The sequence below is a fragment of the Polaromonas sp. AET17H-212 genome, from assembly GCF_002379085.1.
Lineage (GTDB): Bacteria > Pseudomonadota > Gammaproteobacteria > Burkholderiales > Burkholderiaceae_C > Polaromonas.
In genome coordinates this window covers 70,560-82,504 of the sequence record NZ_NBZW01000008.1, presented here as the reverse complement: position 1 = coordinate 82,504, position 11,945 = coordinate 70,560, and the positions used below count along the sequence as shown (strand labels likewise).

Annotated in this window: 14 protein-coding genes and 1 tRNA gene; 7 read left to right on the top strand and 8 right to left on the bottom strand. The window is 62.7% G+C overall.

The window, feature by feature from the left end:
- Positions 1-36: 36 nt before the first annotated feature.
- From pcaF to B7G53_RS08765, 3 genes are all read right to left on the bottom strand, one after another.
- On the bottom strand, positions 37-1,242 hold the full coding sequence (gene pcaF / locus B7G53_RS08775) for a 3-oxoadipyl-CoA thiolase (protein WP_096666607.1): 1,206 nt from the start codon (positions 1,240-1,242) through the stop codon (positions 37-39).
- A gap of 68 nt (positions 1,243-1,310) precedes the next feature.
- Positions 1,311-1,952 carry a 3-oxoacid CoA-transferase subunit B gene (locus B7G53_RS08770; RefSeq protein WP_096666604.1) on the bottom strand — a complete coding sequence of 214 codons (642 nt, stop codon included), beginning with the start codon at positions 1,950-1,952 and terminating at the stop codon, positions 1,311-1,313.
- 1 nt (position 1,953) lies between these two features.
- Positions 1,954-2,670 carry a 3-oxoacid CoA-transferase subunit A gene (locus B7G53_RS08765; protein WP_096666601.1) on the bottom strand — a complete coding sequence of 239 codons (717 nt, stop codon included), beginning with the start codon at positions 2,668-2,670 and terminating at the stop codon, positions 1,954-1,956.
- A 93-nt stretch (positions 2,671-2,763) separates the two neighbouring features.
- Between B7G53_RS08765 and B7G53_RS08760 the strand changes: the two genes are divergently transcribed.
- Positions 2,764-3,579, top strand: a complete 816-nt coding sequence (locus B7G53_RS08760) for an IclR family transcriptional regulator (RefSeq protein ID WP_096666598.1) — start codon at positions 2,764-2,766, stop codon at positions 3,577-3,579.
- Between the two features lie 24 nt (positions 3,580-3,603).
- Here the strand turns inward: B7G53_RS08760 and B7G53_RS08755 are convergent, their stop codons facing one another.
- Positions 3,604-3,825, bottom strand: coding sequence for a hypothetical protein (locus B7G53_RS08755; RefSeq protein ID WP_176491317.1), 222 nt, complete (start codon positions 3,823-3,825; stop codon positions 3,604-3,606).
- A gap of 177 nt (positions 3,826-4,002) precedes the next feature.
- Between B7G53_RS08755 and B7G53_RS08750 the strand changes: the two genes are divergently transcribed.
- Positions 4,003-4,437, top strand: a complete 435-nt coding sequence (locus B7G53_RS08750; RefSeq protein WP_096666594.1) for a DUF1841 family protein — start codon at positions 4,003-4,005, stop codon at positions 4,435-4,437.
- A 56-nt stretch (positions 4,438-4,493) separates the two neighbouring features.
- Here B7G53_RS08750 and B7G53_RS08745 read toward each other — a convergent pair whose 3' ends face one another.
- The gene (locus tag B7G53_RS08745; RefSeq protein WP_096666591.1) at positions 4,494-5,159 is read right to left on the bottom strand and encodes a c-type cytochrome; all 666 of its coding nucleotides are present in this window, start codon (positions 5,157-5,159) and stop codon (positions 4,494-4,496) included.
- 135 nt (positions 5,160-5,294) lie between these two features.
- Here B7G53_RS08745 and B7G53_RS08740 point away from each other — a divergent pair, with 135 nt between their 5' ends.
- From B7G53_RS08740 to B7G53_RS08725, 4 genes are read left to right on the top strand one after another with little or no spacing between them, the layout of a single operon-like run.
- Positions 5,295-6,137, top strand: coding sequence for an AAA family ATPase (locus B7G53_RS08740; RefSeq protein WP_096666588.1), 843 nt, complete (start codon positions 5,295-5,297; stop codon positions 6,135-6,137).
- A gap of 7 nt (positions 6,138-6,144) precedes the next feature.
- Positions 6,145-6,384 carry a hypothetical protein gene (locus tag B7G53_RS08735; RefSeq protein ID WP_096666585.1) on the top strand — a complete coding sequence of 80 codons (240 nt, stop codon included), beginning with the start codon at positions 6,145-6,147 and terminating at the stop codon, positions 6,382-6,384.
- Positions 6,381-6,986: a GNAT family N-acetyltransferase gene (locus tag B7G53_RS08730; protein WP_096666582.1), complete on the top strand. Its 606-nt coding sequence runs from the start codon at positions 6,381-6,383 to the stop codon at positions 6,984-6,986. Before B7G53_RS08735 ends, B7G53_RS08730 begins: the two co-directional genes overlap by 4 nt.
- Positions 6,987-6,999: 13 nt before the next feature.
- Positions 7,000-8,217, top strand: coding sequence for a vWA domain-containing protein (locus B7G53_RS08725; protein WP_096666579.1), 1,218 nt, complete (start codon positions 7,000-7,002; stop codon positions 8,215-8,217).
- Between the two features lie 57 nt (positions 8,218-8,274).
- On the opposite strand, the gene B7G53_RS08720 is transcribed toward B7G53_RS08725, so the two are convergent.
- Positions 8,275-8,350 (bottom strand) — tRNA-Arg (locus tag B7G53_RS08720).
- 719 nt (positions 8,351-9,069) lie between these two features.
- On the opposite strand from B7G53_RS08720, the gene B7G53_RS08715 reads away from it, so the two are divergent.
- Complete coding sequence (locus B7G53_RS08715; protein ID WP_255249950.1) at positions 9,070-10,284, top strand: Fic family protein; 1,215 nt, start codon at positions 9,070-9,072, stop codon at positions 10,282-10,284.
- 140 nt (positions 10,285-10,424) lie between these two features.
- Here B7G53_RS08715 and B7G53_RS08710 read toward each other — a convergent pair whose 3' ends face one another.
- Entirely contained in the window at positions 10,425-11,000 is a 576-nt protein-coding gene (locus tag B7G53_RS08710) for a YidB family protein (RefSeq protein ID WP_096666572.1), read from the bottom strand.
- Between the two features lie 174 nt (positions 11,001-11,174).
- Positions 11,175-11,942 carry a 3-oxoacyl-ACP reductase gene (locus B7G53_RS08705; RefSeq protein WP_096666569.1) on the bottom strand — a complete coding sequence of 256 codons (768 nt, stop codon included), beginning with the start codon at positions 11,940-11,942 and terminating at the stop codon, positions 11,175-11,177.
- Positions 11,943-11,945: the final 3 nt, after the last annotated feature.

Sequence of the window (11,945 nt, the reverse complement as noted above, 5' to 3'; positions counted from 1 at the left end):
CCGGCCTGGCCGCCTTGAGCGTTCAGTTCAACCCTGTCAAACGCGTTCGATCACCAGCGCAATGCCCTGTCCGACACCGATACACATGGTGCACAGCGCGTAACGGCCGCCGGTGAGGTGCAGCTGGTTGACCGCCGTGGTCACCAGGCGCGCACCCGAGGCCCCCAGCGGATGGCCCAGCGCAATCGCGCCGCCGTTCGGGTTGACGCGTACGTCGTCGTCCTGCAGGCCCAGCAGGCGCAACACCGCCAGGCCCTGGGCCGCAAAGGCCTCGTTGAGTTCGATCACGTCCATCTGCGCCAGGCTCAGGCCGGTCAGTGCCAGCACTTTTTCGGTCGCCGGGGCCGGGCCGATGCCCATGATGCGCGGTGGCACACCGGCCGTCGCCATGCCGACAATGCGCGCGCGTGGCGTCAGGCCGTTCTGCTTCGCCGCCTCTTCGTTGGCAATCAGCAGCGCGCAGGCGCCGTCGTTGACGCCCGAGGCGTTGCCCGCCGTGACACTGCCGTCAGGCCGCACCGCGCCCTTGAGTTTGGCCAGCGCCTCCAGCGAGGTTTCGCGCGGATGTTCGTCCTTGCTGACAACAACGGGGTCGCCTTTTTTCTGGGCGATGGTGACCGGCGTGATCTCGGCGTCGAAGAAACCCGACTTCTGCGCGGCCACCGCCTTCAGCTGGGAAGCCAGCGCCATCTTGTCCTGGTCTTCGCGGCTGATCTTGTACTCGGCCGCCACGTTTTCAGCGGTTTCCGGCATGGCGTCCGTGCCGTATTTTTCCTTCATCAGCTTGTTGACGAAGCGCCAGCCAATCGTGGTGTCGTACATCTGCGCGGCGCGGCTGAAGGCACTCTCGGCCTTGGCCATCACAAACGGCGCGCGGCTCATGCTCTCCACGCCACCGGCAATCATCATGCGGGCCTCACCGGCCTTGATGGCGCGGGCCGCCGTGCCGACCGCGTCCATGCCCGACCCGCAGAGGCGATTGATGGTGGCGCCCGGCAGCTCCAGCGGCAGGCCGGCCAGCAGCGTGGCCATGTGGGCCACGTTGCGGTTGTCTTCGCCGGCCTGGTTCACGCAGCCGTAAATCATGTCGGTGACGGCCAGCCAGTCGACGTTGGGGTTGCGTGCCATCAGCGCCTTCAGCGGCACGGCAGCCAGGTCGTCGGTGCGCACGCTGCTGAGCGCGCCGCCGTAACGGCCGAAAGGGGTACGGATGGCGTCACAGATAAAAGCTTGGGGAGTCATGGTCGTTCTCACAGATGGGTTATCAAAGGGCCTGGACAGGCTAGGCCGGAACGGAAATTTTCGCGGCCTTACACCGCGATGGGCAGGCCGACCAGCTTCTCCAGCTCGTCGTGCGCCAGCCCCTCGACTTTATCCACCAGCCGCAGGCCTTGCGGCGTGCATTCCAGGGTGGCCAGGTCGGAGTAGATGCGTTTGACGCAGGCTATGCCGGTCAGCGGGTAGCTGCAGGTCTGGACCACCTTGCTCTCGCCCTTCTTGGTCAGCAGGTCCATCATGACCCAGGTCTGCCTGGCCCCGATGGCCAGGTCCATGGCGCCGCCCACGGCGGGAATGGCGCCGGGCTCGCCGGTGCTCCAGTTGGCCAGGTCGCCGGTGCTTGAAACCTGAAAGGCACCAAGCACGCAGATGTCCAGGTGGCCGCCGCGCATCATCGCAAAGCTGTCGGCATGGTGGAAATACGAGCCGCCCTTGAGCAGGGTCACCGGCTGCTTGCCGGCATTGATCAGGTCGAAGTCCTCGTCCCCCTCGGCAGGGGCCGGCCCCATGCCGAGGATGCCGTTCTCGCTCTGCAGGATGACCTCGATCCCTTCGGGCAGGTGGTTGGCGACCTGCGTCGGCATGCCGATGCCCAGGTTGACGTAGGCCCCTTCATGGATGTCGCGTGCCACGCGGGCGGCGAGCTGGTCTTTGCTGCGTTTCTGGTAGGTCATGTCAGGCTGCCTGTTTGAAGCCGCCGCCCTGCGTGGCGACACGGTCAATTTTGACGATCCGGTGCACAAAAATGCCGGGGGTCACGATGTGCTCCGGGTCCAGCGCGCCGAGCGCCACGATCTCGTGGACAGTCGCCACCGTGTGTTTGGCCGCCGTCGCCATGACCGGGCCAAAGTTGCGCGCCGCCTTGCGGTACACCAGGTTGCCCCAGCGGTCGCCACGCTCGGCCTTGATCAGCGCCACGTCGCCGTAAATCGGCATTTCCAGCACGTAGTGCCGGCCATTGATTTCGCGGGTTTCCTTGGGCGAACCATCGGCATGTTTTGCCAGTTCGGTGCCGAACCCGGTCGGGGAGAAAAACGCGCCTATGCCGGCACCCGCCGCGCGCAGGCGCTCGGCCAGGTTGCCCTGTGGCACCAGCTCCAGCTCAAGCTTGCCGGCGCGGTAGAGCTCGTCAAAAACGTAGCTGTCGGTCTGGCGCGGAAAGCTGCAGATGATCTTGCGCACGCGGCCGGTCTTGAGCAGCGCGGCAAGACCGGTGTCGGCATTGCCGGCGTTGTTGTTGACCACGGTCAGGTCCTTCGCACCCTGCGCAATCAGCCCGTCAATCAGTTCGTTCGGGATGCCGGCCGTGCCGAAACCGCCGATCAGCACGGTGGCCCCGTCCTGCACGCCGGCCAGCGCCTCGGCCACCGACCGGGCTGTCTTGTTGATCATGAAGCGGTCTCCACCGGAAAAATCACATGCCTTGAATTTGTTCTTATGTAGAACAAATGTTCGTATAATGAATTTTAGGAGATTTCCGCACCCATGGCAATTGCTGCATCCCCTTCGGGTCCTGATGGCCGGCCCGCTCCCGCGCCGGGCGACAGTTATGTCCAGTCCTTCGCGCGCGGGCTGGAGGTCATCCGTTCTTTCAGCGCGCAGGCGCCGCGCCAGACGCTGAGCGAGGTGGCGGCACGCAGCGGCTTGACACGCGCCGGTGCACGGCGCATTTTGCTGACCCTGCAGACGCTGGGCTATGTCGTCAGTGACGGCAAGCTTTTTTCCCTGACCCCGCGCATCCTGGACCTGGGTTTTGCCTACCTGTCGTCCATGCCGATCTGGAACCTGGCCGAACCGGTGATGGAAGGTCTGGCTGAGGAAGTCGGGGAGTCGTGTTCTGCCGCGGTGCTGGAAGGCACGGACATTGTGTATGTGATGCGTGTCGCCACCCACAAGATCATGAGCATCACGCTGGGGGTCGGCTCGCGCCTGCCGGCCTACTGCACGTCCATGGGCCGCGTGTTGCTGGCCGGCCTGCCGGAAGACGAAGCCCTGGCCTGCCTGAAAGCCTCCGGACTGGCGCCGCTCACCCGCCACACGGTGACGGACCTGGACACCCTGCGCCAGAAAATTGCGCAGACGCGCAAGCAGGGCTGGTGCCTGGTGAACCAGGAGCTGGAAGAAGGCCTGGTGTCCATGGCCGCGCCGATTCTGGACCGGCAGGGCAAGAGGGTGGCGGCCCTGAACATCAGCGGGCAGGCCAACCGGACCAGCGCCAGGGCCATGCAGGACAGCATGCTGCCGGCCCTGCTGGCCGCCGCGCAAACGATTTCACGTCTGCTCAGCGTTCAACGCACCTGATCGGGCCATGACCCGACGGGCTGTTCAGGACTTGCGGGAACCCATGACCAGCACCACGGCGCCGAGGACAATCGCGCCAATGCTGAGCCACTGGGGCACATTGATCGACTCTTTTTCCTGCACGGTCAGCTGGATGGGGCCGATGTTGGCTTTGGTGGTGTCCTTGGTGAAGCTGAAACCGCCGGTGAAAAAGCCGGCCAGGCCAAGCACGATCAGGACAATGCCTGTGATTCTGATTGCATTCATGAAGTTCTCCTCGCCGGATGATGGGTATGCCGGCGCGCGCTTGCCGGGATCACGCTGCCGTGGGGGTAATCTAGCCGATCAGGCCCCGCAGGGCCGTAGGACATTGCCGACGGACCTTTTCGCGTCCCGAAAACACCACAGCGGCAGCCACCACAGGCCCCATGCTACGCTTGAGCCATGTTCACGCCTACGCAAGCCGACGTCCGTCGTTTTTTCTGCTCCGTTTATGCCAAGGCCCGCTCAGGGCAACCGCTGGAAGCTATTGAAACCATAGCAAGCCAGTGGCTGGACGAACACCCCGAGTACCACGCCGACTTTGCCGATGCCGATGCGGCGCTGGACAAGATGTACGACGTGGAAGGCGGCAAGACCAACCCCTTCCTCCACCTGTCCATGCACCTGTCGATCAGCGAGCAGTGTTCGATTGACCAGCCGCGCGGCATCCGGCAGGCCGTCGAGTTGCTGACCGCCCGGCGCAATTCGCTGCACGACGCCCACCATGAAGCCATGGACTGCCTGGGCCAGATGGTCTGGGAAAGCCAGCGCGCCGGGCGCCCGCCCGACGGCGACGCCTACATCGCCTGCGTGCAGCGCCAAGCCACTAAAGACTGACCACGGAATGACAAAAGCCGCTGAAATCAGCGGCTTTTTTGCAGGAGCGAAACCGTTTAGCGGAACTTGCTCTGCGGAACCACTTTCAGGTCACCCTCGACGGAGGACAGGTAGCTGGCCAGCTGCTTGAGTTCTGCGTTGGTGTACTGCTTGGCCATGCCAGCCATGATGGCGTTGCCGCGGCCAACCTTGGGGTTGTTCTCGACCTTGTAGGCCTTGAGCGCCACAAACAGGTAGTCGGCATGCTGGCCGCCGAGCTTGGGGTAGGACGGGTCGATCGGCTTGCTGAAGTCGGCACCGTGGCAGGAGGCGCAATTGGCCTTGCCCAGCAAGGCAGCGACGGCCGGGCTGGGCGTTTTGGCGGTGCGTGCTGCGGCGGCTGCGCCTTCGGTCACGCCATGCTGGGCGTAATACGCGGCCAGATCGGCAATGTCCTGGTCGTTCAGCGACTCGGCGATGCCGCGCATGGTGGGGTGTTTGCGCTCGCCTTTTTTATAGGCATGCAGGGCGGCGTCAATGTACTTGGCGCTCTGGCCGGAAATCATGGGGACTTTGTAGACCTCGGGGAAGCTGGCCTGGTAACCCTTGATACCGTGGCAGCCGATACACATGGCATTTTTGGTTTCGCCGGCCTTGACATCACCCTTGATGTCCTGGGAATGGGCGGAAACCGTCACAAATGAGACAGCCAGGGCGAATATGGTGGTGAACAGCTTGGTCATTTTGCGCGCACAATCAGAAGAGAATTTGTTATAAAAAACAACCGCTGATTATATCTATGCCTGCCGCGGCCCGGTCCTGCCCCGGCTGAATCAACGCAGATTCACTCCTCTTCCCGTTTACACCTCCTGTCCATCATGAAATTCCAAGGCTCCAAAAACTACGTCGCCACCCAGGACCTGATGCTCGCCGTCAACGCCTCCGCCACCCTGAAAAAGCCCCTGCTGGTCAAGGGCGAGCCCGGCACCGGCAAGACCATGCTGGCCGAGGAAGTGGCCGAAGCCTTGCAACTGCCGCTGTTGCAGTGGCACATCAAGTCCACCACCAAGGCGCAGCAGGGCCTGTATGAATACGACGCAGTGTCGCGCCTGCGCGACTCGCAGCTCGGCGACGAAAAGGTCAAGGACATCCACAACTACATCATCAAGGGCGTGCTCTGGCAGGCCTTCACGGCCGACGAGCCAGTCGCGCTGCTGATCGACGAGATCGACAAGGCCGACATCGAGTTCCCGAACGACCTGCTGCGCGAGATCGACCGCATGGAGTTCTACTGCTACGAGACACGCGAGTTGATCAAGGCCAAACACCGGCCGCTGGTCTTCATCACCTCGAACAATGAAAAAGAACTGCCCGACGCCTTCTTGCGCCGCTGCTTTTTCCACTACATCAAGTTCCCGGATGCCGACACGATGAAACTGATCGTCGACGTGCACTTCCCCGGCCTCAAGAAAGAACTGCTGGCCGCGGCCATGAAAACCTTTTACGACGTGCGCAACCTGCCCGGCCTGAAGAAAAAGCCGTCTACCAGCGAACTGCTGGACTGGCTCAAGCTGCTGGTCGCCGAAGACATTCCGCTGGAAGCGCTGCAAAGCAAGGAAGACAAGGTCGCCGTGCCGCCGCTGGTGGGCGCGCTGCTCAAGAACGAGCAGGACGTCACCTTGTTTGAAAAACTGGTGTTCATGCAACGCCACAACCGCTAGACAAGCCATGGCAAGCGACAACCGCAACTTGCTGGTCGAAGGCCTGTCCGACGCTGTCGGGTTTGTCGGCGGCGCGCTGCTCGGCTTCTGGCTGGGCCGGCTGTTCGGCCTGGACATTTTTGCCGCCGGTTACGGCAACAGCGCCATAGGCGGCATCGTGCTGGTCGGCCTGGGCGGTGGTCTGGGGCTGCAGATCGCGCGGCGCTGGCGCCGTGCGCAGGCCAAAAAACAGGGCAAAGACACATGAGTTTTGTGCAAGCCGTCATTCTTTCCGGGCGCGGCGTGGAGCTGGTGCCGCTGGCACTGGATCACGAAGCCGGCCTGCGCGCCGCGGCCGCCGACGGCGAGCTCTGGAAGCTGCGCGTGACCTCGGTGCCCGAACCGGACCAGACCCACGCCTACATCGGGGACGCGCTCCAGGCCCGCGACGCCGGCCACCGCTTTGCCTTTGCGGTGCGCGACGCCGCCAGCGGCACCGTGCTGGGCAGCAGCAGTTACCACGACATCTTGCCGGCCGTGAAACGTGTCGAGATTGGCTACACCTGGTACGCCGCGCGCTGCCAGCGCACGCACGTCAACACCACCTGCAAGCTGCTGATGCTCACCCACGCGTTCGAGACCCTGGGCTGCCACGTGGTGGGCTGGCGCACCGACAATTTCAACTTCGCCTCGCAACGCGCCATCGAACGCCTGGGCGCCCAAAAAGACGGCGTGATCCGCGGCCACGCCTTGCGGCGCGACGGCACGATTCGCGACACGGTGATGTACAGCCTGCGCGCCGGCGAGTGGCCGGAAGTGAAGGCGCAACTCCTCTACCTGCTGGACAAGCCGCGTCCATCGAAGCCATGAAGGGAGCCCGACCATGTTGATCGACTTCTTCTACACCCTGCGTTCGGCCAAGCTGCCGGTCTCGGTCAAGGAATACCTGATGCTGCTCGAGGCGCTGCAGGCCGGCGTGGTCGGGCCCAACAGCGGCAAGGGGGAGGACGGCGAGATCGGCGCAGGCGCGTACAAAATCGACGACTTCTATTACCTGAGCCGCACCGTGCTGGTGAAGGACGAAAAACACTACGACAAGTTCGACCGCGCCTTTGCGGCCTACTTCAAGGGTGTGGAGATGATTGCCGACTTCACCAAGGACATTCCACTGGAATGGCTGCGCAAGAACCTGGAGCTCGAACTCAGCCCCGAAGACAAGGCCAAGATCGAGAAGATGGGCTGGGACGAGCTCATGGAAACGCTGAAAAAACGTTTTGAAGAACAGAAGGAACGCCACGAAGGCGGCAGCAAATGGATAGGCACGGGCGGCACCTCGCCGTTTGGCGCCAACGGCTTCAACCCGCAGGGCATTCGCATCGGCCAGGAGAAAAGCCGCAACAAAAGCGCGGTGAAAGTCTGGGACCAGCGCGCCTACAAGGACTACGACGACACCCAGGAGCTGGGCACGCGCAACATCAAGGTGGCACTGCGCCGCCTGCGCAAGTTCGCACGTGAAGGCCATGTGGAAGAGCTAGACCTGGACGACACCATCCGCTCCACCGCGGCCAACGCCGGCTGGCTGGACATCAAGATGGTGCCCGAGCGCCACAATAACGTGAAGGTGCTGCTGCTGATGGACGTGGGCGGCACCATGGACGAACACATCAGCCGCGTCGAAGAACTGTTCTCGGCCACCAAGACCGAGTTCAAGCACATCGAGTTTTATTACTTCCACAACTGCGTCTATGACTTCATGTGGAAGAACAACCGCCGCCGCTTCAGCGAGAAGTTCGCGACCTGGGACATCATCCGCAAGTACAACAAGGACTACAAGCTGATCTTTGTGGGCGACGCGACCATGAGCCCCTATGAAATTTTGCAGCCGGGCGGCAGCGTCGAATACAACAACGAGGAAGCCGGCGCCGAGTGGATGCAGCGGCTGACCAATGCCTTCCCGAAATTCGTCTGGATCAACCCCGAGCCGCAAGGCGTCTGGCAGTACCGTCAGAGCATCAGTGTGATCCAGCAGCTGGTGAACCAGCGCATGTACCCGCTAACCATCAAGGGGCTGGAAGAGGCGATGCGCCTGCTGTCCAAGTGACGCGGCCTGAAGCGGCCTAGCCGTTCAGCACCTGATCGTCACGACAGCGTAAAAAGATGGTGCCCTTGGCAGGAATCGGACCTGCGACCTATCCCTTAGGAGGGGATCGCTCTATCCACTGAGCTACAAAGGCAGACGCGTAGTTTACCAAGGCGGGCCGGTGCCGCCGGGCCACGCCGCGGCGGGAATCGCAAGCCTTCCGGGGCGGGCGCCTGCCGACCATCAACCGGCAGCCGCCAATAGCTACTTTTTTGATAGCTGCTTGTGCACGTGGAATAAGGGCTGGATGTCAAAAACACTTAAAATTCCGCCCCTTCCGCCCCCCCCCCCAGGCCAATGCGGGCGGCCATCCCGTATGCGTCATGTCGATAAAACCCGAAAAAATCGACACATGGCGACGATGTGTCGATCCAGCAGACAGATGTGGAACGACTCCAGCCCCTTAACTTGCTCCGTCAGAATACAAGCGATTCAGACACACAGGGGCGACACGGCTTCAAATCTCGTGGCAGTTGAAAACCGCCTGTAGGCCGCAGCCGACCAGTTATGGGCCAATACCGGCCTCAAACCTTCTGAATTTTTTACACCCGTTCTAGGCCTGATTTTTTTCGTTACGCCGACAACCGCTTTGGTGAAGCTGGCAGGGCGCGGGAAGCCAAAGGTATTGCCTTCGTCAACGGCCTGCCTTGCCCCGAGCTGTCGGACCGCTCTGGCGTGATTGTGATTACCGCATCGGCCCCACCAGCAACCCGAAAGCGCTGGTCATCCGGACCGAAAAAATGGCCCGGGCGTGCGCCCAAGCCAGGAATTAAGAGTCAGGGGAGCTTCCATTTGGCATCATATTAAATAATAATGCTATTTTCTTTAATAAATACAATCCTTATTCAAGGAAACGCCATGCTTCGTAACGCAACAGGGACTTACACCGCCAGCGTAGCCGGCGGCGAAACCGTTCAGGCATTTGTACCTGCACCTTTGCCCCCGGCTCCCCCGCTGCATTTAACTGGCACCCGCCAAAGCTTGCTGGAACGCGCCACGCTGGCGGTCGGACGGCTGGACAGCGTCAGCATGTTGCTGCCCGATCCCCAGCTTTTTCTCTATGCCTATGTCCGGCGGGAGGCGGTGCTGTCGTCACAGATCGAGGGCACGCAATCGTCGCTGTCCGATCTCCTGCTGTTTGAACTGGACGAGTTGCCCGGCGTGCCGTTTGACGACGTGGTGGAGGTATCCAATTACATTGCAGCGCTGGAGCACGGCATGACTCGCTTGCGCGAAGGCTTTCCACTGTGCAACCGGCTTCTACGTGAAATGCATGAGCACCTGATGGCACGCGGGCGCGGCAGCGACAAGGCACCCGGAGAATTTCGCCGTAGCCAGAACTGGATTGGTGGTACCCGCCCCGGCAACGCCCGTTTTGTGCCGGCGCCGCCCCAGCAGGTCGAGCCCTGCATGTCGGCGCTGGAAAACTTTATCCACGACCAGGGACAAACCGAGTCCAGTCCGGTGTTGCTCAAAGCGGCTCTGGCGCATGTGCAGTTTGAAACCATTCACCCTTTTCTCGACGGCAACGGCCGCCTGGGCCGGCTGCTGATTGCGATGCTGCTGCACGACGGCGGCTTGCTTGCGCAGCCGCTGCTCTACTTGAGCCTGTATTTCAAGCAGCACCGCGCCACTTATTACGAGTTGCTGGATCGGGTGCGTACCCACGGCGACTGGGAAGCCTGGGTGGATTTTTTTCTGGAGGGTGTGGAACAAACTGCCACTGGCGCGGTGCAAACCGCACAGCGGCTGGCGGCGCTGTTCCAGCAGGATATTCAGCGCAGCCAGGTGATCGGGCGCGGTGCGGCCAATGCGCAGCGCGTACTCGGGGCGCTGCGCAGCCGCCCTCTTTGCAGTCTGAGACAACTCTGTCAGGAAGCGGGCATGACATTCCCCACCGCCTCCAAGTCCATGCAAGCCCTGGTGAGCCTGGGCATTGCCCGTGAACTGACCGGGCAACGCCGCAACCGTATTTTTGTTTACGACGCTTATCTGAACATTCTGAACGAAGGGGGGGAGCCAATTTGAGGAGGCTCTCGCGGAGCCGCATCTGAAGCCTATTACTCCTGTTTAAATAGCTGCTCACGCCTGCCAGTTATGGGATTAGGGCAAAAAAAGGCATGCAGCCGAAGCGGCTCACCGCATCACCACCCCACGCCCAGGCACACTCAGCGAGCGTCCAGTCGGCCGAGCAGCGCCTGCAGTTCCGACATGCCCTCCGTCAACACGGCGTCGGTGTCGCCGGCCACCTCGCCCTGTGGCGTCAGCTGGTGCACCACCTCGGGGAGAATCTGCGCCAAGCCGTCCGCCACCTCCTGCTGCGGCACGCCCAGCTGCTGCGACAGGCGCGACAGTTCGCCCAGCCCCACCACGTCGTCGATGGCCTGCGGCGGCATGGCTTCGTTTTCACCCGTCGACACCCAGGACGCCGCCTGCTGGCTGTAACCTTTTTGCTGGAATTTGCCCAGCACCGCGCCCAGGCCGCCATTGCGCTGCACCCACTGCATGGCCAGGGGCAACAGCATGGCCAGCAGCGCGCCGCCGCCACCGCCCAACGGAGCGTTGCGTTCCGTGGCGGCACCCGCCGGCGCACGACCGCGGCCCAGCATTCCGCCCAGCAAGTCACCCAGGCCGCCACCGGCGCCCCCGTCCAGCGATGGGCTCTCCGCACCGGGCTGGCCGCGACCGCGTGTGGCATGGGACAAAACGCCTGCCAGTATCTGTTCAATCAAACTGTTTGCCATGTGGGACTCTCTTGCCGAAGGAAATTTCGAGCTTAGGCGTCGCAGCGGCTGGCATGTGTAGGCGGGAGCGCCAACACAGCGCGGATGGCGCCCTCAAAATTGCTATATTTTTAATAGCTACTCACGCAAGAAAGACATGGGCTGGAGGCCCAAAAGTCTTGAAACTTCGGCCAATCAGCGCATCACCAGCCCGCCATCCACAAACAGGGTCTGTCCGGTCATGAAGCCGCTCCAGTCGGAGGCCAGGAACAGCACCGGACCGGCCACGTCGTCGGGGGTGGCGATGCGGCGCAGCGGGGTCTGGGCGGTCAGCAGGTCGCGGACTTCTTCTTTCGTCTGCCGGCTGGCGGCCGTCGGGTAGACCAGGCCGGGCGCCACACAGTTGACGCGTATGCCCAGCGGACCCAGTTCAGCCGCGAGGTTGCGGCTGAAGCCGACCAGGGCGGACTTGGCCGTGCTGTAGTCGTGGTAGGGCACGCTGGGGCGCTCGACCAGGTCGCTGGCGAGGTTGACGATGGCACCCTGGCTGCGCTGCTTGAAATGCGGCAGCACGGCCTGGCAGACGTTGAAGGTGGCGCGCACCGCGCCGTCAATCTGGCGCTGGTAGTCGGCCCAGTCCAGCTCCCAGAACAGCTTGCGCTGCTCGGGGTCGAAACTGTAGGACGCAAAGGCGTTGTTGACCAGCACGTCGATGCGGCCCATCTCGGCCAGCACCTGGGCAACCATCGTATGGACGGCAGGCTGCGAACTGACATCGGCCTGCAGCGCCCAGCCGTCGCCACCCAGTGCCTTGCATTCATTCGCGACGGCTTCGGCCGAGGCAGCGTCCTGCAGGTAGTTGATGACCACCGCCGCGCCCTCGCGCGCGAAGCCGCGCGCAATCGCCGCGCCTATGCCGCGCCCGGCGCCGGTGACCAGCACCACCTTGCCCTTGAACTTCATGGC

Coding starts and splice junctions, on each gene's coding strand:
- B7G53_RS08755 (WP_176491317.1), bottom strand. CDS start 3,825: ATGAATGCAATCAGAATCACAGGCATTGTCCTGATCGTGCTTGGCCTG.
- B7G53_RS08730 (WP_096666582.1), top strand. CDS start 6,381: ATGAGTTTTGTGCAAGCCGTCATTCTTTCCGGGCGCGGCGTGGAGCTG.
- B7G53_RS08765 (WP_096666601.1), bottom strand. CDS start 2,670: ATGATCAACAAGACAGCCCGGTCGGTGGCCGAGGCGCTGGCCGGCGTG.
- B7G53_RS08715 (WP_255249950.1), top strand. CDS start 9,070: ATGCTATTTTCTTTAATAAATACAATCCTTATTCAAGGAAACGCCATG.
- B7G53_RS08735 (WP_096666585.1), top strand. CDS start 6,145: ATGGCAAGCGACAACCGCAACTTGCTGGTCGAAGGCCTGTCCGACGCT.
- B7G53_RS08740 (WP_096666588.1), top strand. CDS start 5,295: ATGAAATTCCAAGGCTCCAAAAACTACGTCGCCACCCAGGACCTGATG.
- B7G53_RS08750 (WP_096666594.1), top strand. CDS start 4,003: ATGTTCACGCCTACGCAAGCCGACGTCCGTCGTTTTTTCTGCTCCGTT.
- B7G53_RS08705 (WP_096666569.1), bottom strand. CDS start 11,942: ATGAAGTTCAAGGGCAAGGTGGTGCTGGTCACCGGCGCCGGGCGCGGC.
- pcaF (WP_096666607.1), bottom strand. CDS start 1,242: ATGACTCCCCAAGCTTTTATCTGTGACGCCATCCGTACCCCTTTCGGC.
- B7G53_RS08760 (WP_096666598.1), top strand. CDS start 2,764: ATGGCAATTGCTGCATCCCCTTCGGGTCCTGATGGCCGGCCCGCTCCC.
- B7G53_RS08710 (WP_096666572.1), bottom strand. CDS start 11,000: ATGGCAAACAGTTTGATTGAACAGATACTGGCAGGCGTTTTGTCCCAT.
- B7G53_RS08725 (WP_096666579.1), top strand. CDS start 7,000: ATGTTGATCGACTTCTTCTACACCCTGCGTTCGGCCAAGCTGCCGGTC.
- B7G53_RS08770 (WP_096666604.1), bottom strand. CDS start 1,952: ATGACCTACCAGAAACGCAGCAAAGACCAGCTCGCCGCCCGCGTGGCA.
- B7G53_RS08745 (WP_096666591.1), bottom strand. CDS start 5,159: ATGACCAAGCTGTTCACCACCATATTCGCCCTGGCTGTCTCATTTGTG.